The organism is Streptomyces sp. TAA486 (genome assembly GCF_000426165.1).
This window is the reverse complement of sequence record NZ_AUEV01000008.1, coordinates 19957-41586: the sequence shown is the minus strand read 5'-3', so window position 1 is coordinate 41586 and position 21630 is coordinate 19957. Positions and strand designations below refer to the sequence as shown.

Below are 21630 nucleotides of genomic sequence, written 5' to 3'. Positions count from 1 at the left end.
CTAGTCATGATGCGTCCCGGGCACGGGCCGGGTTCGAGGGTGGCCGTGCCCGGGCTGTCTGCCCTGGTGACGTCGATTTCTCCCCGCAGCATTCCCCCAAGTTCACGTACCGCAATCCGACGCCGCGAGCATTGTGCGCAGGCAACCCAGACATCGGGAACGAACCGGGCCCAGGCTTCCCTGTGACATTCCCAACTCACCTGCGATTTCGGGGTAGGTGAGGTCCCTGCCGGAGAACATCGCGCGCATCACCTCCGGGCACGGACCGGGAAGCCGTGCCACCGCCGCGGCGAGCAGGTGCCGCTGCTCGGCGGCGAGGACGGTGGTGTCCGCTCCGGGCATGGCCGTGAGGGCGCCGTCGGGCAGCGGGATCTCGCGTCTGACGCGTCGGCGGGCCCGCCGTGCCTCGGCGCGGACGGCGTCGCGCAGCCATCGCGCTGACGGCACGGCATCGGTGTGCCCGCAGGCTCCGGCCGGAGTGCCGGGACCGGCTGGTGCGACCGGGCTCCCGGCCTCCAGCCAGCGCAGCCACACGGCCTGTTGCAGCTCTTCGGGGTCCTCGCCCGCGGCCGGTGCCTCTGCCGCACATTCGGCGGCGACCAGCCGTCGCAGCGCGGCGAACGAGGAGTCGGTCGGCGGCGCTTCCCGGACGGTCTCGCCGGCTCGGGCGCCGACTTCTGCGGAGCGGTGGTTCATGCAGGCCGGGACGTGCGGGAGACGGCCGCCGGTTGCCGGCCGGCGGCGATGCCACCCCTGCGGGTGACAGCGCCGCCGGCCGGTTGTTCAGACGTACGGGCCGGCCTGGTCAGCCCGCGCGGAAGTCCTCCGCCGCGAGCAGCGCGGTGTCGGCGTTGTCCGAGAAGATCCCGTCGATGCCCGTGGCGAAGTAGGCGCTGAACGCGCCGAAGGCGTCGCCGTAGGCGTTGGGGTCCGTGCCCCTCCTGAACTCCGTCGGCAGGAAGGTGTTCTCGTTGCGCATCGTGTACGGGTGCAGGATCAGGCCCTGCGCGTGGGCGTCCCGCACGAGCGTCGTCGGCTCGCCGAGGCTGCCGTCGGGCTTCTTCGGGATGACGAGGTCGACCACCGGCCCGATGCCGTCGGCGAAGCGCGCCATCCACTTCAGCCCCTCGGGCTTGACCAGATCGGCGACGGTCCTCGGGTCGCCCGCCTCCACGAAGTCCCACGGCCGCGAGGTGGGCGCGTCCAGCAGGCAGACACCCGGACAGTCCACGAGCTTCTTCAGCTTCTGGATGCTGCTGGGCTCGAAGGACTGCACGAAGTTCGGCGAGTCCGCGCGGTGGCGCCCGTACTTGCGCAGCAGCTTCGCCAGCCGGGGCTCCAGTTCCAGACCGAGCTTGCGGAAGTAGGTCGGGTGCTTGGTCTCGATGTGCAGCCAAACGGGGCGGCCCCGCCGCTTGCCCTGCTTCTGCGCCCACTTGAGGACGTCCTCGAAGAGGGGCACCTCCCAGCGCCCGTTGTAGAGGGTGTTGCGCTGACGGGTCTGCGGGATGCGCTCCTGCGCGCGCAGCGTGCGCAGTTCGGCGAGGGTGAAGTCCTCGGTGAACCAGCCCGTCAGCGCCTTGCCGTCGACGGTCTTGGTCGTCTTGCGGCCGGCGAACTCGGGGTGGTCCGCGACGTTCGTCGTCGCGGTGATGTCGTTCTCGTGACGGCAGACGAGGTGCCCGTCCTTCGTGGGCACGAGGTCCTGCTCGATGACGTCCGCCCCCATGTCGAGGGCGAGTTGGTAGGAGCCGAAGGTGTGCTCGGGGCGGTAGCCGCTGGCACCGCGGTGCGCGATGACAGCGGGCACAGGCAGCCGTCCGCCGTGCCGGTCCTTCCCGCGTCCCCCGTCCTTGTCCTCCGCGAGTGCGCTCCCGCCCGTGCCGACCGTGGCGGCGCCGGCGGCGCCCAGCACGGCCGCTCCGAGCACGAGTCTCCGACCCGGCTGCTGCTCCTGTCCCATGAACTCTCCTCAGCTCGTGTCCATCGGTTCCGTCTGCCTGAACGCGGCTGTCCTGGCGGACGACTGGCCGATCGTAGGTCGGCCGCCCGTACGGGAGGGAGGCTTAGGGCCGAACATGCGGGAAACACGGCCAACATGACACTCTGACGCACTCCGGCATGACGTACGAGAGACGGTGAAGAGACGGTATTCCGTGTCAACTCCGTGTATCGGTCTCATGACCCCGGTGTGCGGGCCGCTTCGAGCGGCAAGTATCGTCCTCACCTGCGCGGTTTCGCGCACAACCGTCACCGACCGGAGGAACCGTTGTCCCGTTTCCGTCTGATAAAGGCACTGCTCGGCCCGCTCCTGCGGGTGCTGTTGCGCCCGCAGGTGGAAGGGGCGGAGCGAATTCCCGGCTCCGGTCCGGTGATTCTCGCCGGCAACCATCTCACCTTCATCGATTCGATGGTGCTGCCGCTGGTCACCGACCGCCAGGTCTTCTTCATCGGCAAGGACGAGTACGTGAAGGGGCGCAGCCTCAAGGGCCGCTTCATGGCGTGGTTCTTCACCGGCGTCGGCATGATCCCCGTCGACCGCGACGGCGGACGGGGAGGCGTCGCGGCGCTCATGACGGGCTGCCGGATCCTGGAGGAGGGCCGGATCTTCGGCATCTACCCGGAGGGCACCCGCTCCCCCGACGGCCGCCTCTACCGCGGCCGCACGGGGATCGCCCGTCTCGCGCTGATGACCGGAGCACCCGTCGTGCCGTTCGCGATGATCGGGACCGACGCGTTCCAGCCCGGCGGCAAGGGCCTGCCGCGTCCCGCTCCCGGCCGGCGCATCGCCGTGCGCTTCGGCGAGCCGCTCGACTTCACCCGCTACGAGGGCATGGACCGCGACCGCTACGTGCTGCGTGCCGTGACGGACGAGGTGATGAGCGAGGTCATGTGCCTCTCCGGCCAGGAGTACGTCGACGTCTACGCCACGAAGGCGAAGGCCGCCTGACCCGAACTCGGACGGCCGTCCCGTCCCGCTCCCCGGTCACCCGGGAGTCCGGGCCGGGCACGCTCGACGAGTGCTCCGGCGGACGCCAGGACGCGGGCGAAGGACGCGAAGGGGGCGCCTCGAGCCGGCGGCCCGAAGCGCCCCTCCCCTCCGTCCGGTGACATCCGGGGCGGGAGACCCTCCGGTCAGGCCGGCCAGGTCCCCGTCAGGCCGCGTACCCCGCTGGCGCCGCCCCGGTGGAGCACTGCCTTGACCACACCCGCGATGGCGCCCTTGAGCGCCGCGGCGGACAGGATCTCCTTCAGGCCGCGCTCCTCGTCGGAGGCGTCCGGGGTGTCGTCCTCGTGCGTGGCGGCCTTCCACACCTTGCTGAAGACCGCACTGGCGATCACTCCGCCGAGGATGCCGGAGAGGATCGCGAAGGGCTTGAAGAGGAGCTTGGCCACGCCGGTCACCCCTTCCAGTGCTTGAGGCACATCCAATGATGCTCCTGCTTCGCGCGCTGCCGGTGCAGGATCATGTACACGGCCAGGGCGGCGGCGCCGATGGCGCCTACGGCTCCGATGGCGGCACCGGGCTTGGTGAAGCCACGGTCCGCGGCCTCCTCCGCCGTGTGCTGCATCCTGGCCTTGGCCTCGTTCACTTCGAACAGAGCCTTTGACCTGGCGTGCGACGCCATCTCCCGCGCATGGGCCTTGACGTCCGCCTTGCCCGCCAGCTCGGCGACCGTGCCGGCCAGCTGCTCACGGGCCTCTTCGACCTCCGCGCGCAGCTGCCGGCTGTCACCGGCGGTGCCGGACTTGCGCGTCATCGGTGGGCTCCTTCCCTGATCGCATCGACATCGGCCTTGACGCTGTCGATGGTCTTCTCGGGTTTCGGTGGTCCGGCGGAGCCGAGCTCATGCTTCCCCGCCAGTGCCAGCCCACCGGCCACCAGCAGCAACCCGCCGGCGACGATCAGGGCCGAGGCCCATACGGGCAGCGCCACTGCTATGCCCGCAATCGCCGCGAAGACCAGCGCCCACAGGGCCAGCAGCCCCATGATCGCGGCTCCGCCGAACATGCCGCCGCCGAAGCCGGCACGCTTGCCCTTCTCCTTCATCTCGGCCTGCGCAAGACGCATCTCGCTGCGCACGACGTCGCTGAGCTGCTCGGATGCACGCTTGGTCAGCTCGGCGACGGTCTTGTGGTTCGTCTCGTCGGGCCGGTGACGCACAGATCCGATCATCGCTTCGCCTCGCTTCGTTATCGGGAGGCCAACCGGGTGCCCTCCCCCGGCGCGGCTACGCCTGCGCCGATATCACCGCCGGTCAGCGGCCCATTCGCGCTGCGCGGCAAGATCATCCCGTACCTCCGCGAGTTGGACGGCCACGGCCGAAGGGGCGGTGCCGCCGCGGCCGTCACGTGCCGCCAGGGCCCCGGGGACGGTGAGGACCTCGCGAACCTGCGGGCCCAGATGCGGGGAGATCGCGGCGAACTGCTCGTCCGTGAGCTCGTCCAGCTCGATGCCCTCGCGCTCGCAGACCTTCACGCACTCCCCCGCGACCTCGTGGGCCACGCGGAACGGGATCCCCTGCCGCACGAGCCACTCAGCGATGTCCGTGGCCAGGGAGAAACCGGCGGGCGCCAGCTCGGCGAGGCGTTCCCGGTGGACGGTGAGCGTGGCGAGCATGCCGGTGAAGGCGGGCAGGAGCATCTCCAGCTGGTCGCAGGAGTCGAAGACGGGCTCCTTGTCCTCCTGGAGGTCCCTGTTGTACGCGAGAGGCAGCGCCTTGAGCGTGGCGAGGAGCCCCGTCAGGTTGCCGATCAGGCGCCCGGACTTGCCCCGTGCCAGCTCGGCGATGTCCGGGTTCTTCTTCTGCGGCATGATCGACGAGCCGGTGGAGAAGGCGTCGTGCAGCGTGACGAAGGAGAACTCCTTGGTGTTCCAGAGGATGATCTCCTCCGCGATCTTCGAGATGTCGACGCCGGTCATCGCCGCGATGAAGGCGAACTCGGCGACGAAGTCCCGGGAAGCCGTCCCGTCGATCGAGTTGGCGGACGAGCCGTGCTCGAAGCCGAGATCCGCGGCGACGGCCTGCGGGTCGAGACCGAGCGACGACCCGGCGAGCGCGCCGGAGCCGTAGGGGGAGACCGCGGTGCGCGCGTCCCACTGGCGCAGCCGCTCCGCGTCCCTCGAGAGGGCCTGTGCGTGAGCGAGCACGTGGTGGGCGAAGAGGACGGGCTGGGCGTGCTGGAGGTGGGTGCGGCCCGGCATGGCCACGTCCGGGTGAGCCTCGGCGAGACCGACGAGCGCTTCCTGGAGGTCCGCGAGGAGGCCGCCGATGATGCGGGCGTGGTCGCGGAGGTACATGCGGAAGAGCGTGGCGACCTGGTCGTTGCGTGAACGGCCCGCGCGGAGCTTCCCGCCGAGGTCCGGCCCGAGCCGCTCCAGAAGTCCTCGTTCCAGGGCCGTGTGGACGTCCTCGTCGGCGATGGTGCCGGTGAACGTGCCGTCGGCGACGTCCCGTTCGAGCTGGTCGAGTCCGTCGATCATCTGCCGCAGCTCCTCGGCGGTGAGGAGGCCGGCCTTGTGCAGTACGCGGGCGTGGGCCCGGGAGCCCGCGATGTCGTACGGCGCGAGGCGCCAGTCGAAGTGCACGGACGCGGAGAGCTTCTCCAGCGCTTCGGAGGGTCCGTCGGCGAAGCGCCCGCCCCACAGCCTTACGTCCTGGTCTGCGGCTGCGCCTGGGGTCCGCGGCGCTTCGTTCCCGGTCATGGGGTGTTCTCCTCGGTGCTCGTAACAGGCCGCCTCCCCGCCGGATGCGACGGGGAGGCGGCTGAAGGGTGGTGCGTACGGCCCTGGCCGGCGGGCCGGGAGGTGAGACTACTGGGCCTGGTCCCGCTTGGCGGCGATCTTGCTCGACATGCCGAACAGCTCGATGAAGCCCTTGGACATCGACTGGTCGAAGGTGTCTCCGCTGTCGTACGTCGCGAGGTTGAAGTCGTACAGCGACTGCTGGGAGCGCCGGCCGGTGACGACGGCCCGTCCGCCCTGCAGCGTCATCCGGATGTCGCCGCTGACGTGCTCGCTGGCCTCGTCGATGAAGCCGTCCAGGGCGCGCTTGAGCGGGGAGAACCAAAGTCCGTCGTAGACGAGTTCGGCCCACCGCTGCTCGACCTGCCGCTTGTAGCGGGCCAGTTCACGCTCGACGGTGACGTTCTCCAACTCCTGGTGCGCGGTGATCAGCGCGATGCCGCCCGGGGACTCGTACACCTCACGGGACTTGATGCCCACCAGCCGGTCCTCGACCATGTCGATCCGGCCGACGCCGTGGGCGCCCGCCCGGTCGTTGAGCTGCTGGATCGCCTGGAGGACACTGACCGGCTTGCCGTCGATCGCGACGGGGACGCCCTTCTCGAAGGTGACGATCACCTCGTCGGCCTCACGCGGGGTCGCCGGGTTCTCGGTGTATTCGTAGACGTCCTCGATCGGCCCGTTCCAGATGTCCTCCAGGAAGCCGGTCTCGACGGCCCGGCCGAAGACGTTCTGGTCGATGGAGTACGGGGACTTCTTGCTCGTCGCGATCGGGAGGCCCTTGTCCTCGCAGAAGGCGATCGCCTTGTCCCGGGTCATCGCGTAGTCCCGGACCGGGGCGATGCACTTCAGGTCGGGCGCGAGGGAGGAGATGCCGGCCTCGAACCGCACCTGGTCGTTGCCCTTGCCGGTGCAGCCGTGGGCGACGGTGGTGGCACCGTGCTTGTGCGCGGCGGCGACCAGGTGCTTGACGATGGTCGGCCGGGAGAGGGCGGAGACCAGCGGGTAGCGGTCCATGTAGAGCGCGTTGGCCTTGATCGCCGGGAGGCAGTACTCGTCGGCGAACTCGTCCTTGGCGTCCGCCACTTCGGCCTCGACGGCACCGCAGGCGAGGGCACGCTTGCGGATGACGTCCAGGTCCTCGCCTCCCTGGCCGACATCGACGGCGACGGCGACGACCTCGGCCCCGGTCTCCTCGGCGATCCAGCCGATGCAGACGGAGGTGTCAAGGCCGCCCGAGTAGGCGAGTACGACGCGCTCAGTCACGGGGTTCTCCTTACAGTGCATACGCTGATGGGCATAAGTATGCACTGCTCTGTATGCTTCGTCAACGCGGCTGGTCAGAGGTGTGCGGAGCGGCCGCGCGGCCGTGCCGTGCCGTGCCGTGCCGTGCCGTGCCGTGCCGTGCGAAGGTTCGTTCAGCCGGTGCCGCCGAGCTCTTGCCTGAGCACCGCCGCATGACTGCGGTCCAGCTGCTCCTCCTTCACGGAGGTCAGCAGGGTGACCGTCCCTCCGTCCAGGCGCTCGCGGAGCCGGTCGAGCGCCTCGCGCGCTTCGGGCTCCGCCAGCTCGGCGCGGTAGCGCTCGGCGAACTCCCCGAATCGCTCCGGGTCGTGGGCGTACCACTTGCGCAGCTCGGTGGACGGGGCGATCGCCTTGGCCCACTCGTCCAGCCGGGCATCCTCCTTCTTCATCCCGCGCGGCCACACCCGGTCCACCAGCACCCTCAGCCCGTCCTCGCGGGGCCGGGTCTCCTCGTACACGCGGCGCACCCTCACACTCCTCGGCTTCGTCATGCCTCAAGGGTGGGACACGGGCCTCCGGGCCGCGCATCGGCGGCCCGGGGCCGGTGCGCCAGGCTCACTCAGCCTGGCGGGGTCTTCCGGCCGTCCGGGTCACGCGCCCCGTCCGAGGGCGCCGGCAGATCCGCCTCCTCCGCCCGGAGCGCGGCGCGCAGCGCCACGTGCAGGAGTTCGTCGTCCGCTCCGAGGCTGCGCCCCGCGGTGATGTAGGCCCGAGCGGCCTCCGCCAGCAGCTCCTCCTCATGCCGGACGCGGTCCTGCGGGGGCGTGACCCTGGTACCGGCACCGCGCCGCGACCGGATCAGTCCCTCTGACTCCAGCTCCCGATAGGCGCGGGCGACGGTACCCGGCGCGAGGCCGAGGTCCGTGGCCAGCTGACGTACGGACGGAAGACGGGCGTCGACCCGCAGATACCCGCCCATGATCAGGTCGGCGAGCTGCGCGCGGACCTGCTCGTACGGCGGCGTCGGGCTCGTGGTGTCCACATGGACCGTCTGCGGCTTCATCCGGCGTCCTTGCCCCCGCCGGGGATGCGGACGAGCTGCACCAGGAACTGCACCAGGCAGATGATCCCCGCCGCTCCCGAAAGTGTGGCCAGGATGCTCGGGAGGTCGGCAGAGGATGTGGGGCAGAAGCCATCGAGGACACCCCCGGGGGCCAGCGCCCCGGCGGCGAGGGTCGCGGAGACGGCAGCTCCCCAGGCGAAGATCACGGCGCGGGCCGACGTCTCTCGCTGCCGCTCGTCCGCGTCCAGGGCATCGGGATCCGAGTCGAGCGGTGGACGTCCGGCGATGCGTCGCAGCGCGAGGAAGGAGAGGGCGGCGCCCACTCCGAGCGCTGCCAGGACGGGCATCGCATACGAGAGCCCGAACCCGTCCGACATGTAGAGCACCAGGCTGTGTCGGTTGCCGCACACCCAGCCGGCCGCTGAGACCCCCGCGAAGTGCAGATGCGTGAGCGTCAGCATGCCCGCGAGCAGCACCGTCAATGCGGCTAGACGGATCACGAGACGGCGGGGGAAGTAGTCGCGGACACGACGGTGACGCAGCGCCGCGGCACGCACCGGCGCCTTCCGCGCGGGCAACCACAGTTCACCCGCCAGGCAGCCGGCCAGCACACAGACGCCGAGTGCCGGACCGGCCAGGAAGGCGGCAACGTCGTTGCCACCGGTGCTGAGTTGCGTGAGAGCGGCGGCGGCGACGAGTCCGGCAACGAGGCTCCCCCGGCGCCAGTAGGCGATGCGACGGGGCTGCGGCGGCGTGGGTCCCGCCGGATCCGTTGCCGGTGTGCGGGTCGGTATCAGGAGAAGGAGCAACCCCGCGACGATCGGAACGGAAACGAGCAGGACCACAGGGACGTTGAGCATCGGATTCCCCCTTGACGAGCCGTTCTGGCTCACTTGTATCAGGTCGTTGGTACAGTAAGCGGCCGCGGCTGAATGTGTCAAACAGTCGATACATTGAACAGGGGTGGACCTCAACCGCCTTGCCGCGTCGGCGACTTCACCCTCGAACACCGACGACGACCACGCGCGCGAACGTGTGGACCTGACACCCATCGGGTCGAGCCGACGAGCCCGAGTACATGTTGACAGCGTTCACATTGACTGGTTCGCTTACCCGTCATGACCGATATCGCAGGACTCGCCCGTAAGTTGTGGCATCAGCTCGAACCTCTCCATGCCTTCGTCTACTTCTCACCACAGGTCGCCGAGGAGGGAGCGGCACTCGGCTACCCCGCCGGCGAGCGCTGGCCCTGGTACTTCGCACTGCGTGCGGCACCGCTGGGCCCCGTGGCCCCCGAGGTCGTGACCGCGTCCTTCTACAGCTTCAGCGCGCGCACCGTCGCCACGCACGTCCCGGCTGTGTGGCGGACCGCCGCTCCCCGGCACGTACTTGAGGCCCGCATGCGCGGCGTGGACCGGACGCTGAAGGAGCTGCTGGGCGGTGGCATCGACGCCGCCGGCATCGCCGAGGCGGCGGAGCTGGCACGCACTGCCGCCGAGGCGGCGGAACTGCCGGGGCGCCCGCTGGCCGCCGCCAACGCCGCGTTGCCCTGGCCCGAGGAACCGCACCTCGTCCTGTGGCAGGCCACCACCGTGCTGCGGGAGCACCGCGGCGACGGGCATCTGGCGGCCCTGCTCGCGGCCGGACTGGACGGGTGCGAAGCCCTGGTCTCCTTCGCAGGCATCGGCGCGGCACCGCGGGCGAACTTCGACTCCCGTGGATGGAGCGAACAGGAGTGGGACGAGGCGCGGGAACGCCTGGCCGCGCGCGGCTGGCTGGACGCGTCAGGCACCGCCACGGACCTGGGACGCCGTGAGCGTGACGAGATCGAGCGGAGGACGGACGAACTGGCCGAGGGGCCGTACCGGGCGCTGGGCACCGAAGGCTGCGCGCGGCTCGCGGAACTCACCGGTCCCCTGCTCGGCGCTGTCCTCGGAGCCGGCATGCTTCCTTCGCAGTCGACGCTGGGCATCCTCACGGTGCAGGCGCCCGGGCCACGCCCGCAGGAGGCGGCCTAGCTCCATGGCCCTGCTCCACCTGACGCGACGGACCGGCATCCTGGGGCGAGGTTCTCAACTGCCGCTCCGGGTGCCGCCGTTCGCGTACAGGCATGCCAGTGGGGGCAGTTCACGCCCGAAGCGTGCAGGTCGAGTTGCCCAATTGCCCTGCCCGAAAAGTCATTTGACGCCCGGTGGCCTCCGGTGTTCGGTGACATCCATGAGCACGGGGCAGATGCATCCTGGTATGCATCCCGTTGACGACGACCTTGTATGCCGGCTGCTCGCCGGACAGTTCCCCCAGTGGGCGGGACTGGCGGTGGAGCGGTGGCCGTCCGGCGGCACGGTCAATGCCATGTACCGGCTGGGCGACGACATGGTCGTACGGCTCCCGCTGGTGCAGGGCGGGGCCGGAGACGTGCTGCTGGAGCAGGAGTGGCTGCCCCGCGTCGCGCATCAACTGCCCACGCGCGTCCCTGAGGTGCTCGGCGCCGGGGAGCCCGCCCAGGGGTATCCGTGGCCGTGGTCGGTGTACCGGTGGCTCACGGGCGAACATCCCGAACCGGGGGCACTGAGCGAGCCCGTGCTGCTGGCCGAGGATCTCGCCGCTTTCGTGGCGGCGATGCGGAGCATCACCCTGCCCGAAGCGCCCGAGGCACACCGGGGCGGGCCTGTCGCCTCCCTGGACGACGAGACCCGGGCGGCGATCAAGGAGCTGCGCGGCATCCCCGAAGAGGACGTGGACTGCGATGCCGCAGCCGCCGTATGGGAGGAGGCCCTGCGGGCTCCCGACTGGGACGGGCCGCCGGTGTCGCTGCACGGCGATCTGATGCCGGGCAACCTGCTGGTCGAGGGCGGCAGGCTGACTGCGGTGATCGACTTCGGGTGCATGGGGACGGGGGATCCGGCCTGCGACCTGTTCCCGGCGTGGAATCTGCTGCCGCGCGAGGCGAGAGAAGTCTTCCGCAAGGCGCTCGGCGTGGACGACGCGGCCTGGATCCGGGGCCGCGGCCGGACGCTGTCGCAGGCGCTGATCGCGCTGCCCTACTACCGGAGGACGAACCCCGCGATGGCGCACAACGCTCGGCACGTGATCCGGACGGTGCTGGACGAAGGCTGAGCCGGGCCCAGCGCTCGACTCAGAGGCAACGACGGCTTCGGACGCCAAGACCGGCCGCCCGTCAGACCACCCCTGACCCCCGCGAGCCACGGCGCCTGATCGTCCACGACCTCGCTCCACCTTGGCGGCAGCCCCTAGTGCTCCTTCTGAGCCAGGTTCAGCAGATGTCCCGCCAGGGCCGGCCCGCCATCGGCGGCACGGCTGATGAGCAGGAGCGTATCGTCGCCGGCGATGGTGCCGATGATGTCGTGGACGCCCGCCTGGTCGATGGCGGAGGCGAGGAACTGCGCGGCGCCGGGCGGTGTGCGCAGGACGACCAGATTCGCCGACGCCTCGGCGGAGATGAGGAGTTCACCCGCGAGGCGGGCCATGCGCGCCTCGCTCGCCGACTCGCCCAGCGGTGCCTTCGGCGTACGGTCGCCGCCCTCGCTGGGGACGGCGTAGATCAGCTCGCCGCCGGTGTTGCGGATCTTCACCGCGCCCAGCTCGTCCAGGTCACGGGAGAGCGTGGCCTGCGTGACGGAGAGCCCGTCGTCCGCGAGGAGCTTGGCGAGCTGGCTCTGCGAGCGCACCGGCTGCCGGTTGAGGATGTCGACGATCCTGCGGTGCCGGGCGGTGCGGGTCTGCGGTACGGCCTGGCCCCCGTAACCGCTGCCCAGCTCCTGCTCCTGCGCGTAGCCCTCGGTCATCGGCGCGGTCCCCTTCGGCTCATCGGCTCTGCTTCCCGCCATCCGCGGCGTCCAGGATGGCGGGGAGGGCGCGGACGAGAGCATCCACTTCGTCCTCGGTGACGATCAGCGGCGGTGCGAGCCGTACGACATCCGGCGCGACCGCGTTGACCAGGAACCCCGCATCCTGAGCCGCCTGTTGCACATGCGGTGCGACGGGCTCGGTGAGCACGATACCCAGCAGCAGTCCCGCTCCGCGGACCTGCTCGACGAGCGGATGCCCGATCGACCAGATCCCGTCACGCAGACGCTCCCCGAGCTGCCCCGCGCGTTCGGGCAGCGCCTCCTCTTCGAGGGTCCGCAGCACGGCGAGCGCCGCAGCGCACGAGACCGGGTTGCCGCCGAAGGTGGAGCCGTGCTGACCCGGTGTCAGCAGCCCCTCCGCCTCCCCGAAGAACATGGTCGCGCCCAGCGGAAGGCCGCCGCCCAGACCCTTGGCCAGGGTGATGATGTCCGGTTCCACACCCTGCGCCTGGCAGGCGAACCAGTGGCCGGTACGTCCGATACCTGTCTGGATCTCGTCGATGACGAAAAGCGTCCCGGTGGCACGCGTGATGTCGCGGGCGGCCGCGAGATAGCCCTCGGGCGGCACCACGATGCCGTTCTCCCCCTGCACCGGCTCGACGATGACCAGCGCCGTGTCCGTGGTGACGGCGGCACGCAGCGCCTCCGCGTCGCCGTAGGGCACGTGGGTGACGTCACCGGGCAGCGGCTGGAACGGTGCCTGCTTCGCGGGCTGCCCGGTCAGCGCGAGGGCGCCCATGGTGCGGCCGTGGAAGCCGCCCTCGGTGGCGACCATGTGCGTACGGCCCGTGCGACGCCCCGCCTTCACCGCGGCCTCGACGGCTTCGGCACCGGAGTTGCAGAAGAAGACGCGACCCTGACGGCCCGACAACTCCAGGAGTCGCTCGGCCAGTTCGACGGGCGGCTCGGCGATGAAGAGGTTCGAGACGTGTCCGAGCGTGGCGATCTGGTCGGAGACGGCCCGTACGACGGCGTCGTGTGCCGTGCCCAGCGCGTTGACGGCGATCCCTCCGACGAAGTCGGTGTAGGCGGTGCCCTGCGCGTCCCACAGCGTGGCGCCGTGACCGTGCGTCAGGGGTATCCGCGGCGTGCCGTAGTTGTCGGTCAGGGAGGACTGCCAGCGGCCGGTGAGCGCCGAGTTGGCGGTGGCCGTCGCCCCCGGGGCGCCGGCCGTTCCTTCCGTGGTGGTCATGGCGTGGGCTCTCCCTCGCGCTTGTCCGGCACGACCATCGTGCCGATGCCCTCGTCGGTGAAGATCTCCAGCAGGATCGAATGCGGTACGCGGCCGTCCAGGACGCGTGCGGTGCGGACCCCGTTGCGTACGGCGTGCAGACAGCCCTCCATCTTGGGGACCATTCCGCTGGCCAGCTCCGGCAGCAGCTTCTCCAGTTCCGTGGCGGTGAGTTCGCTGACGACCTCGTCGCTGTCCGGCCAGTCCGCGTACAGGCCCTCGACGTCGGTGAGCACCATCAGCGTCTCCGCGCCGAGAGCGGCGGCCAGCGCGGCCGCGGCGGTGTCGGCGTTGACGTTGAAGACTCCGCCACCCTCTCCCGCCGCGTCCTCGCTGTCGGACGGGTCGGCGCTGCGCGCGATGGAGGAGATGACGGGGATCCGGCCGTCGTCCAGCAGAGCCTGCACGGCTCCCGTCTCGATGCTGTCGATGTCGCCGACGCGGCCGATGTCGACCTCTTCACCGTCGACCTGGGCGTAGCGCTTCGTCGCAGCCATGAGGTGGGCGTCTTCGCCGGTCATGCCGACGGCGAGCGGGCCGTGCCGGTTGAGGAGGTTGACCAGCTCGCGCTGGACCTGTCCGGAGAGGACCATCCGTACGACGTCCATCGTCTCCGGCGTGGTCACGCGCAGGCCCGCCTTGAACTCCGACTCCAGGCCGAGGCGGCTCAGTTGGGCACTGATCTGCGGGCCGCCGCCGTGCACGACGACGGGACGCAGACCGGCCTGCCGCAGGAAGACCACGTCCTGGGCGAAGGCTGCCTTCAGCTCCTGATCGACCATGGCGTTGCCGCCGAACTTGATGACGACGGTCTTGCCGTTGTGCCGCGTGAGCCACGGCAGGGCCTCGATGAGCGTCCGCGCCTTGGGCAGCGCGGTGTGCCTGCGGGTGGGGTGCACGGAATCGGTCATGAACTGTACGCGCTGTTCTCGTGGACGTAGTCGGCCGTCAGGTCGTTGGTCCAGATGACGGCGGACTGGGAGCCGGCGGCGAGGTCGGCGGTGATGCGCACCTCGCGGTAGCGCATGTCGACCTTGCCGCGGTCCTCTCCGACGGAGCCGTTCTGGCACACCCACACGCCGTTGACGGCGACGTCGATCCGGTCCGGTTCGAAGGTCGCGCCGGTCGTGCCGATCGCGGACAGCACACGGCCCCAGTTGGGGTCCTCCCCGTGCACGGCGCACTTGAGCAGATTGTTCCGTGCGATGGAACGTCCGACCTCGACGGCGTCGACCTCGCTCGCCGCCCCCCTGACCTCGATGCGGATGTCCTTCGACGCGCCTTCGGCGTCGCGGATGAGCTGCTGGGCCAGGTCGTCGCAGACGGACCGCAGGGCCTCGGCGAACTCCCCGCGGTCGGGGACGACTTCGGCTGCGCCGGAGGCGAGCAGCAGCACCGTGTCGTTGGTGGAGAGGCAACCGTCGGAGTCGATGCGGTCGAACGTGGTGCGGGTGGCCTCGCGCAGCGCCTCGTCGAGTGCGGCGGAGTCCAGGTCGGCGTCGGTGGTCAGCACCACCAGCATGGTGGCCAGGGACGGTGCGAGCATGCCCGCTCCCTTGGCCATACCGCCGACCGTCCACCCGCGGGAGCCCTGCGCCACGGCCGTCTTGTGCACCGTGTCTGTGGTCTTGATCGCCAGAGCGGCCTTCTCACCGCCGTGCTCGGAGAGCCGGCCCGCGGCGGCGTCGACTCCCGGCAGGAGCTTGTCCATCGGGAGCCGCGTGCCGATGAGGCCCGTCGAGCAGACGGCCACCTCGGCCGCGCTGTGACCGAGGGCGGCGGCGGCCTGCTCCGCCGTGGCGTGTGTGTCCTGGAAGCCGAGCGGGCCCGTACAGGCGTTGGCGCCACCGGAGTTGAGCACGACGGCCGAAACGCGGCCGCCCTTGAGTACCTGCTGGGACCAGAGCACCGGCGCGGCCTTGACCCGGTTCTCCGTGAACACGCCGGCGGCCGCACGGCCCGGCCCGTCGTTGACGACGAGCGCCAGGTCCTCTCCCCCGCTGTCCTTGATACCGGCCGCGATGCCCGCAGCCGTGAACCCCTTCGCCGCTGTCACACTCACTCTGCTTCTCCGTTCGCTTCGCTGCCGCCGGGCTGCGGGCCGGTGCCGCCGCTTCCGTCGCGCTGCCCGCGTGACGTACCGCGGACCTCGCTCACGGCGCGATCCCGGCCGCGGGCAGCCCCAGCCCTTCGGGCAGTCCGAGGGCGATGTTCATGCTCTGCACGGCGCCGCCCGCCGTGCCCTTGGTGAGGTTGTCGACGACGCTGACGACGAGAACGCGGCCCGCGTCCGCGTCGAGGGCAAGCTGCATCAGGACGGTGTTCGAGCCGTACACCGACCCCGTCGACGGCCACTCCCCGTCGGGGAGCAGCGTGACGAACTGCTCGTCCTGGTAGGCCTTTTCGTAGGCGGCACGCAGTTCCTCCGCCCCGGCGCCCGGCTTGGCCCGGGCGCTGCACGTGGCGAGGATGCCGCGTGACATGGGGGCGAGCGTCGGTGTGAAGGAGACGCTGACGCGTTCCCCGGCCGCCGCCGAGAGGTTCTGCACCATCTCCGGCGTGTGCCGGTGTACGCCGCCGACTCCGTACGGGCTCATCGAACCCATCACTTCACTGCCGAGAAGATGCGGCTTGAGCGACTTGCCGGCACCCGAGGTACCGGTCGCCGCGACCACGACGGCCTCCGGCTCGGCCAGCCCTGCCGCGTACGCGGGGACGAGCGCCAGGGAGACGGCGGTCGGATAACAGCCCGGGACCGCGATGCGCTTGGACCCCACCAGCGCGGCGCGGGCCCCGGGCAGCTCAGGAAGGCCGTAGGGCCAGGTGCCGGCGTGAGGTGTGCCGTAGAAGCGCTGCCACGCCTGTGCGTCGGAGAGGCGGAAGTCCGCGCCGCAGTCCACGACGAGCACGTCCTCTCCCAGCTCGCGTGCGATCTCGGCGGACTGTCCGTGCGGCAGCGCGAGGAAGACGACGTCGTGTCCCGACAGGGCCGAGACCGTGGTCTTCTCCAGCACCCGGTCCGCGTACGGCGTCAGGTGCGGCTGGAGCGTGCCCAGCCGGCTGCCCGCGTTGGAGTTGCCGGTGAGCGCCCCCACCTCGATCTCGGGATGTGCGGCCAGCAGGCGCAGGATCTCGCCGCCCGCGTATCCGCTCGCCCCCGCGACCGCTGCTCGTACTGCCATCGATCCCTCCTCGTCGATAGCATGACTATACGTGGCATGGCACTTTTATGCAAAGGAAAGAAGAGCGATGCAGCTGTGACCTGCGACCGAGATTTTTAGTTGGCGGACGAGCACTTTAGTTGGCGGATCTTGGTCCCGTAACGCTGTGTTGCGATCAGTTCCGAAGAGTGTTCCCCGTCGCCAGCCGGTGAGTGCTGCTGTGGGTGTGTGAGCGAGGTAGCGAGGGCGAAGATCGCTTCGGATTCAAGTCACCTGGACGAGTTGGTCGTGGAGTTCGACGGGGATGCCGGAGTACGGGATCGGTTGGGCCTCGGGGGCGACTGGTTGCGTCGGTGGAGTTCGACATGGCGGATCGGTGCTGGCGAGGTGTGCTGGCCGGTCCGCGATATGGCTCACGTACCGGCGCTGTCTTCTCGGCCGATGCGGGGATTCACGTGGCGGGCGAAGCAGCGGCATCGCCCGGGGCTTGAGGTGATGGCGTCGACGGGCAGAGCGCACGGCTTCGAGTCGTTGGAGGAGATGCGGCTGCTGGTCGCGCTGGACTTCCTGGGTGCTTCAGAGGTGCTGTCGCAGCCGTTCCGGCTGGACTTCGAGCACATGGACGGACAGGCGTGGCACATCCCGGACTACCTGGCCATGATCGGCGGCGGGATGTGGCTACTGGATGTCCGACCGATGGAGCTGGTCAAGGATGCGGACGCGCTGAAGTTCGCGGCCGCCAGGGAGGTGGCGGCGGCATGCGGCTGGCGGTACTCGGTGGTCGCGGGCTGGCGTCCTCATGTGTGGAGCGTCCTTGATCACTTGTCGTCGAGGCGGCGGCCTGCGAAGGATCTGCTGGGCATGCGGGATCAGTTGCTCACGGCTATCGGCAGTCGGGAGGGGCGGGTGATGCCGTTCTGTGAGTTGGCGGACGCGACCAGCGTCCCCTCCGTTGGTCGTGCCAACATCGTCCGGCTGCTCTGGCAACGCGAGCTCGGTGTTGATCTTGGCAGTCCCTTGCGGGACAGCTCCCTGATCTGGGGGGTGTGATGGCGTCGAGAGGGTTCTTGCAGGTCGCTCCAGGCAGGCGGCTCGCGCTCAACGGAGTCGGGTGGACAATCGAGGACGTCCACGGCCAGTTCGGCCGACTCGTTCTCGTGGATGACGACGGCCGCGCGGAGACCCGCTCGTTCCGCTGGCTCATCAACCATCCCGACCTGCGGCTCCTGCCGACGATCGAAGCCTCAAGGCAACACTTGCCGGTCTCCCGTCAGCCGAGGACACTCGCCGACCTGACCACGGACCAGCTGGAGCGTGCCCGGCTTCGGGCGGCGCATGTGTTGGAAGCTGAGACGGGCTTCCGGGAAGGCCACCCGGCTCGAGCGCTGCCGGGTGAGCCCCGGCCTGCCTACGACCCGGACCGCACGACGCTGACCCAGCGTCGCCATGCGAAGGCGGCGGAGACGAAGGCGATGCCCCGTCCGGAGGCGGTCCGGCTCGGTCTGCAGCACCTTGGCTACCGGACTCTGGAGCGTCTTTCGGCTCTCTCCGGCGACAGTCTTCTGCTGGCCTGTGCGGACGGGCGCTGGACACGGCGACGCAGCGGGCACCGCTGCATCACCGAGGAGGTCCGTGAGGCGATCTTCGCGGTCAAGGGTGAGTGCAGCGAACGCGCCCGCCTGAGTCTGGCCGCGAGGCACCGGTTGATGCACCAGTACATGCATGAGCGGTTCCCGGAGTTTCCGACCAAGAAGATCCCATCCCGTTGGACGCTCGCGGACGTCTGGGAGGAGTGGTTCGGGTCTGGCGGCGCCCGGTCGCGCTACAGGCGGACGGCCGAAGCCGCCGCGGAAGCCGGGGTCTCCGGTCGGATGGTGGTCCATCGACCGGGCCAGGTTCTGGCTCTGGACTCAACCCCGATGCCGGTGAAGCTGCGCGAGACCGTGTTCGGTGATGCGGTGACCGCGACACTGACCCTCGCGCTGGATCTCTACACGCACGGGCTGCCGGCCTTTCGACTCACGCTGCTGTCCGATACCTCGGTCGATGTCGCGATGCTGCTACGGGACGTGATGCTGCCGCTCCCGATGCGGGACGGCTGGAGCCCGGAGATGGAATGGCCCTACGCGGGCGTCCCAGCTGACGTGATCGCCGAGTTCACCGGACACCAGGTCGCCGCTCTGCCGTTCTTCACCCCGGAGACGGTCACCACCGACCACGGCGGCCCGTACAAGAACCACGACCTGGTGGAAGCCGAGAGGGAGATCGGCTGCCGGATCCTGCCCGCCCGCGTCCTGCGGCAGACCGACAAGTTCGCGGTCGAGCGTCAATTCCTCACGATCCAGACCATGCTCTTCGAGCACCTGCTCGGCTTCACCGGCGGCGACGTAGCCGACCGAGGGGCCGACCCGGAACGCGACGCGAGCCTCACGCTCGCACAGGCGGAACACGTCATCGCAACCTGGATCGTCCGGATCTGGCAGAACCGCAAATTAGGCGAATATGCTCCGAGTTGGGCACCTGGTGAGGACCACAGCCCCAACACCCTGTTCGCAGCGGCGATGGAACAGGGCGGCTTCGACCTGGACTTCCCCGAGCCGAGCCTCTACTACAAGGTCCTGCGCAAGCACCACGTGAAGATCCATCCGCGGCGCGGAGTGAAGATTCTCGGGCTTTGGTATCACGACCCCGTCCTCGACGAGCCGCCATTCCTGCAACCCTCCGCCCGAGGCGGCAAGCACACGGGCAAGTGGGTGGTCCGCAGTGACCGAAGGGACCGTCGACAGGTGTTCTTCCAGGACCCGGAGAACCACGAGACTTGGCACATCCTGCGCTGGAGGGGGCTCCCGCCCGAAGGTGAGATCCCCGCCTTCTCCGACAAGACCGCCGACGCCCTCCTGACACACGTGAAGGCGAACAACATCAAGATCCACTCCGAGAGCGAGCTCTTGGAATATCTGCTGGAGATCCTCGGATCGGTCACCCCGGTCGATCAATGGCCAAGCCAGGCCACGAAGAAGGTCGGGAAGAAGCGGCGTGCCGCCCAGGCCCGCGAGATCACTCGCGCACAAGCCGCGTCCGCCGACCGCCCAACCGCCCCGACTCCGCCAGTCGAGCCGACCCCGACGGAGATGCCTGCGCCCTGGGCCGAGCATGCCCGCACGATTGACCGCGCGGTCGATACCGACCGCCGCCGACGTCGCGACGAAGCACTCGCCGAAACCAGACCCTCCGCCCCGCCGACACTGCACGAGTCCCTGAGCCGTCGACCCATGTTCCTGCCGCCGCCCCGCGAAGGTTCAGAGTCCGACACCATTGTCCGGGAGGACGACACGTGACCCAAGCCCTCTCCCACGACGATCCGCTAGACGGCCTGCCCTCACGAGCAAAGATCGCCGAGTTGATCCTGGGCGAATACCCGCCCCGCGACACCTATGCCGGCTGGCAGCACTTTCGCACCCACTGGGGCCTGCTCGTCCCCTCCCCGGTGATCTCGTTGCAGCAGTGGCCAACGATCCCCGAGAGCCGCCGAACCGACTATGACCTATACCGGCAGCTGACGAACGCAAACCTCCCGCTGCAGGACACTCCCATGCATCACAAGGTCGCCCAGCTGATCCGGCGTCGTTTGAAGGGCAACACGATGAAGAAGGATGACCCGACGCGCGCCGGCGTCATGGTCAGCGGCTGGGGCAACTACGGCAAGACCGTCTCCGCCTGCTCCGCGGGCGCCGTATTCGAAGACAATTGGCTGAAGGTGCACAGTTACCTCAACCCCGCCGCTCTGCCGTGCTCGCGTGATCTCCACACGCCGGTCGTCTATGTCTCAACCCCAGTGACAGCGACCCCGAAGAGTCTCTGCGCGTCAATCCTGGGCTTCTTCCGCGCCCTGACCCGGAAGTCGGCCACACTGCCGGAGCTTGTCCGGCAGGTCGCCGACTCCCTCCACGACAACGGCGTCAAAGCGTTGATCCTGGACGACATCAGCCGGCTGCGGATGCACAGAGCCGACGACCAGGATGTCCTCGACCTGATCCGGGCCTTCATGAGCCTGAACGTCACCCTGATCCTGATCGGTGTCAACATTTCCGGCATTGGGCTGCTGCGTGAGGCCAAGTGGAACAAGAGGACCCGGCAGTGGGAGATGCCACCGCTTGAGTCGACCCGCATCCACGGCTTGGAGATCACCCAGACCGAGCACCGCTTCGAACTCATCGAACTCGACCGCTTCCGCTACACCACCCGGCAGCAGATCCAGGCCTTCGTCAACCACTTGCAGGGAATCGAGCAGCACCTGCGGCTTCTGAACGCGAAGGAGGGCATGCTCACCGGCGGCACCATGCCGGAGTACCTGATGCGTCGTACCGGAGGCGTCGTCGGCCTCCTGGGGCGCCTGCTCGAGGACGGTGCCCACGAGGCCATCGAGTCGGGGAAGGAGCTGATCGACGAGAGCCTGCTGGACGAGATCGTGCTTCGCCGGGACGAGCCCGAACAGGCGCCGGACGAGCCGGTGATCCCGGCCGACTCAACTGTCGTCGGTAAGAAGACCCGGCAGGTGAAACGGCGCCGGAACACCGTCTTCGACGACCACGGCCCGGCCGAGGCAACAGGGAGTTGAACCAAGCAATGCATCCCTTACCCCGGAGCTTGGACCCGCTCCGAGATGAATCAATGGGGAGCTACTTGCGAAGGCTCGCATATCGCCTCGGAATCTCTCCAGTGCATCTCGCCAGCGTCACGGGCCTGCACAACGCCAATCAGCTGGACAATCGCATGGGGCGACATGCATTGATGGAGCTCGACGGAGACACCGTCACTACCTTCAGTCAGGCGACGCGGCTTACCCGAGAGGAGGCCACTTCTCTTACCCTGTCCTCATGGAAGTATCGATACCCTCCAATTCTTCGCTCTCTTCCTGGGCCTGCACAGCGTACCCTGTTTGATACGTGGCTCTTCGGTGTTCCACGCTTCTGTCCGCAGTGCCTCGCGGACGAAGAAGCAAATACGCGAATGCCGTGCGGAGGACCGTGGAAGAAAGAATGGCACCTCCCTGTTGCTTTCGCCTGCATGGAACACCGCGTATTCCTGAGCCACAAGTGCCCTCGCTGTGGTCAGCCGGCACAAGACAGCGCCATGCTGATGCAGCGACCGAACGACCACACCCTGCATCCGGCGCAGTGTCGGTGGACGTTCGAGACGCCCGGAGCCCGGAAACGAATGAGTGAGGCATGCGGCAACCGCCTCGACGATTCCCCTGCGGCGCGTCACTACGCGAAGCCCACGGATTCGATGTTCGCCTTGCAACAGGAGATCAT

The 21630-nt window shown here is 69.3% G+C and carries 21 protein-coding genes and 1 pseudogene; 7 read left to right on the top strand and 15 right to left on the bottom strand.

The window, feature by feature from the left end:
* Positions 1 to 102: 102 nt before the first annotated feature.
* Both I004_RS33700 and I004_RS0112955 read right to left on the bottom strand, forming a co-directional pair.
* On the bottom strand, positions 103 to 696 hold the full coding sequence (locus I004_RS33700) for a sigma-70 RNA polymerase sigma factor region 4 domain-containing protein (protein WP_486579979.1): 594 nt from the start codon (positions 694 to 696) through the stop codon (positions 103 to 105).
* Between the two features lie 109 nt (positions 697 to 805).
* On the bottom strand, positions 806 to 1963 hold the full coding sequence (locus I004_RS0112955; protein ID WP_028435854.1) for a glycerophosphodiester phosphodiesterase: 1158 nt from the start codon (positions 1961 to 1963) through the stop codon (positions 806 to 808).
* 306 nt (positions 1964 to 2269) lie between these two features.
* Between I004_RS0112955 and I004_RS0112950 the strand changes: the two genes are divergently transcribed.
* A complete protein-coding gene (locus I004_RS0112950; protein WP_028435853.1) occupies positions 2270 to 2950 on the top strand; it encodes a lysophospholipid acyltransferase family protein in 681 nt (226 codons plus the stop codon).
* Positions 2951 to 3135: 185 nt separating this feature from the next.
* Here I004_RS0112950 and I004_RS0112945 read toward each other — a convergent pair whose 3' ends face one another.
* The 8 genes from I004_RS0112945 to I004_RS0112910 form a co-directional block, all read right to left on the bottom strand.
* Positions 3136 to 3426 carry a DUF4235 domain-containing protein gene (locus tag I004_RS0112945; RefSeq protein WP_246531125.1) on the bottom strand — a complete coding sequence of 97 codons (291 nt, stop codon included), beginning with the start codon at positions 3424 to 3426 and terminating at the stop codon, positions 3136 to 3138.
* The gene (locus I004_RS33690) at positions 3402 to 3761 is read right to left on the bottom strand and encodes a DUF3618 domain-containing protein (protein WP_037976075.1); all 360 of its coding nucleotides are present in this window, start codon (positions 3759 to 3761) and stop codon (positions 3402 to 3404) included. Before I004_RS33690 ends, I004_RS0112945 begins: the two co-directional genes overlap by 25 nt.
* Positions 3758 to 4177: a phage holin family protein gene (locus I004_RS0112935; protein ID WP_106965332.1), complete on the bottom strand. Its 420-nt coding sequence runs from the start codon at positions 4175 to 4177 to the stop codon at positions 3758 to 3760. Before I004_RS0112935 ends, I004_RS33690 begins: the two co-directional genes overlap by 4 nt.
* Positions 4178 to 4249: 72 nt before the next feature.
* Positions 4250 to 5707: an argininosuccinate lyase gene (gene argH, locus I004_RS0112930; RefSeq protein ID WP_051344996.1), complete on the bottom strand. Its 1458-nt coding sequence runs from the start codon at positions 5705 to 5707 to the stop codon at positions 4250 to 4252.
* Positions 5708 to 5815: 108 nt separating this feature from the next.
* Entirely contained in the window at positions 5816 to 7012 is a 1197-nt protein-coding gene (locus I004_RS0112925) for an argininosuccinate synthase (protein ID WP_028435849.1), read from the bottom strand.
* A 152-nt stretch (positions 7013 to 7164) separates the two neighbouring features.
* Entirely contained in the window at positions 7165 to 7542 is a 378-nt protein-coding gene (locus tag I004_RS0112920) for a DUF488 family protein, N3 subclade (RefSeq protein ID WP_028435848.1), read from the bottom strand.
* A gap of 68 nt (positions 7543 to 7610) precedes the next feature.
* Complete coding sequence (locus I004_RS33685) at positions 7611 to 8054, bottom strand: GntR family transcriptional regulator (protein WP_051344995.1); 444 nt, start codon at positions 8052 to 8054, stop codon at positions 7611 to 7613.
* Positions 8051 to 8914, bottom strand: a complete 864-nt coding sequence (locus tag I004_RS0112910) for a hypothetical protein (protein WP_028435847.1) — start codon at positions 8912 to 8914, stop codon at positions 8051 to 8053. The genes I004_RS33685 and I004_RS0112910 overlap by 4 nt, the downstream gene beginning before the upstream one ends.
* A gap of 258 nt (positions 8915 to 9172) precedes the next feature.
* Between I004_RS0112910 and I004_RS0112905 the strand changes: the two genes are divergently transcribed.
* Together I004_RS0112905 and I004_RS0112900 are read left to right on the top strand one after the other, a co-directional pair.
* A complete protein-coding gene (locus tag I004_RS0112905) occupies positions 9173 to 10072 on the top strand; it encodes an SCO6745 family protein (RefSeq protein WP_028435846.1) in 900 nt (299 codons plus the stop codon).
* Between the two features lie 199 nt (positions 10073 to 10271).
* Entirely contained in the window at positions 10272 to 11171 is a 900-nt protein-coding gene (locus I004_RS0112900; RefSeq protein ID WP_028435845.1) for an aminoglycoside phosphotransferase family protein, read from the top strand.
* Positions 11172 to 11305: 134 nt separating this feature from the next.
* Here I004_RS0112900 and I004_RS0112895 read toward each other — a convergent pair whose 3' ends face one another.
* The 5 genes from I004_RS0112895 to argC form a co-directional block, all read right to left on the bottom strand.
* Positions 11306 to 11860, bottom strand: a complete 555-nt coding sequence (locus I004_RS0112895; RefSeq protein ID WP_028435844.1) for an arginine repressor — start codon at positions 11858 to 11860, stop codon at positions 11306 to 11308.
* A 19-nt stretch (positions 11861 to 11879) separates the two neighbouring features.
* Positions 11880 to 13115, bottom strand: a complete 1236-nt coding sequence (locus I004_RS0112890; RefSeq protein WP_028435843.1) for an acetylornithine transaminase — start codon at positions 13113 to 13115, stop codon at positions 11880 to 11882.
* Positions 13112 to 14065 carry an acetylglutamate kinase gene (gene argB, locus I004_RS0112885; protein WP_028435842.1) on the bottom strand — a complete coding sequence of 318 codons (954 nt, stop codon included), beginning with the start codon at positions 14063 to 14065 and terminating at the stop codon, positions 13112 to 13114. The genes I004_RS0112890 and argB overlap by 4 nt, the downstream gene beginning before the upstream one ends.
* Positions 14062 to 15216, bottom strand: a complete 1155-nt coding sequence (gene argJ, locus I004_RS0112880) for a bifunctional glutamate N-acetyltransferase/amino-acid acetyltransferase ArgJ (RefSeq protein WP_028435841.1) — start codon at positions 15214 to 15216, stop codon at positions 14062 to 14064. The genes argB and argJ overlap by 4 nt, the downstream gene beginning before the upstream one ends.
* 91 nt (positions 15217 to 15307) lie before the next feature.
* A complete protein-coding gene (argC, locus tag I004_RS0112875; protein ID WP_028435840.1) occupies positions 15308 to 16336 on the bottom strand; it encodes an N-acetyl-gamma-glutamyl-phosphate reductase in 1029 nt (342 codons plus the stop codon).
* Between the two features lie 267 nt (positions 16337 to 16603).
* On the opposite strand from argC, the gene I004_RS0112870 reads away from it, so the two are divergent.
* The 4 genes and pseudogenes from I004_RS0112870 to I004_RS40295 all read left to right on the top strand — a co-directional run.
* Positions 16604 to 17365 (top strand): TnsA-like heteromeric transposase endonuclease subunit, encoded by a 762-nt coding sequence (locus tag I004_RS0112870; RefSeq protein WP_486579978.1) that lies wholly within the window; start codon positions 16604 to 16606, stop codon positions 17363 to 17365.
* Positions 17365 to 19653: a hypothetical protein gene (locus I004_RS0112865; protein ID WP_028435838.1), complete on the top strand. Its 2289-nt coding sequence runs from the start codon at positions 17365 to 17367 to the stop codon at positions 19651 to 19653. The genes I004_RS0112870 and I004_RS0112865 overlap by 1 nt, the downstream gene beginning before the upstream one ends.
* On the top strand, positions 19650 to 20933 hold the full coding sequence (locus tag I004_RS0112860) for a TniB family NTP-binding protein (RefSeq protein ID WP_028435837.1): 1284 nt from the start codon (positions 19650 to 19652) through the stop codon (positions 20931 to 20933). The genes I004_RS0112865 and I004_RS0112860 overlap by 4 nt, the downstream gene beginning before the upstream one ends.
* A gap of 8 nt (positions 20934 to 20941) precedes the next feature.
* Positions 20942 to 21391: pseudogene (locus tag I004_RS40295) on the top strand (TniQ family protein); the annotation flags it as partial.
* Positions 21392 to 21630: the final 239 nt, after the last annotated feature.

Excerpts from the sequence above, each read along its gene's own strand:
- I004_RS33700 (WP_486579979.1), bottom strand. The coding sequence starts at position 696 with ATGAACCACCGCTCCGCAGAAGTCGGCGCCCGAGCCGGCGAGACCGTC.
- I004_RS0112955 (WP_028435854.1), bottom strand. The coding sequence starts at position 1,963 with ATGGGACAGGAGCAGCAGCCGGGTCGGAGACTCGTGCTCGGAGCGGCC.
- I004_RS33690 (WP_037976075.1), bottom strand. The coding sequence starts at position 3,761 with ATGACGCGCAAGTCCGGCACCGCCGGTGACAGCCGGCAGCTGCGCGCG.
- I004_RS0112935 (WP_106965332.1), bottom strand. The coding sequence starts at position 4,177 with ATGATCGGATCTGTGCGTCACCGGCCCGACGAGACGAACCACAAGACC.
- argH (WP_051344996.1), bottom strand. The coding sequence starts at position 5,707 with ATGACCGGGAACGAAGCGCCGCGGACCCCAGGCGCAGCCGCAGACCAG.
- I004_RS0112920 (WP_028435848.1), bottom strand. The coding sequence starts at position 7,542 with ATGACGAAGCCGAGGAGTGTGAGGGTGCGCCGCGTGTACGAGGAGACC.
- I004_RS33685 (WP_051344995.1), bottom strand. The coding sequence starts at position 8,054 with ATGAAGCCGCAGACGGTCCATGTGGACACCACGAGCCCGACGCCGCCG.
- I004_RS0112910 (WP_028435847.1), bottom strand. The coding sequence starts at position 8,914 with ATGCTCAACGTCCCTGTGGTCCTGCTCGTTTCCGTTCCGATCGTCGCG.
- I004_RS0112905 (WP_028435846.1), top strand. The coding sequence starts at position 9,173 with ATGACCGATATCGCAGGACTCGCCCGTAAGTTGTGGCATCAGCTCGAA.
- I004_RS0112900 (WP_028435845.1), top strand. The coding sequence starts at position 10,272 with ATGAGCACGGGGCAGATGCATCCTGGTATGCATCCCGTTGACGACGAC.
- I004_RS0112895 (WP_028435844.1), bottom strand. The coding sequence starts at position 11,860 with ATGACCGAGGGCTACGCGCAGGAGCAGGAGCTGGGCAGCGGTTACGGG.
- I004_RS0112890 (WP_028435843.1), bottom strand. The coding sequence starts at position 13,115 with ATGACCACCACGGAAGGAACGGCCGGCGCCCCGGGGGCGACGGCCACC.
- argB (WP_028435842.1), bottom strand. The coding sequence starts at position 14,065 with ATGACCGATTCCGTGCACCCCACCCGCAGGCACACCGCGCTGCCCAAG.
- argC (WP_028435840.1), bottom strand. The coding sequence starts at position 16,336 with ATGGCAGTACGAGCAGCGGTCGCGGGGGCGAGCGGATACGCGGGCGGC.
- I004_RS0112865 (WP_028435838.1), top strand. The coding sequence starts at position 17,365 with ATGGCGTCGAGAGGGTTCTTGCAGGTCGCTCCAGGCAGGCGGCTCGCG.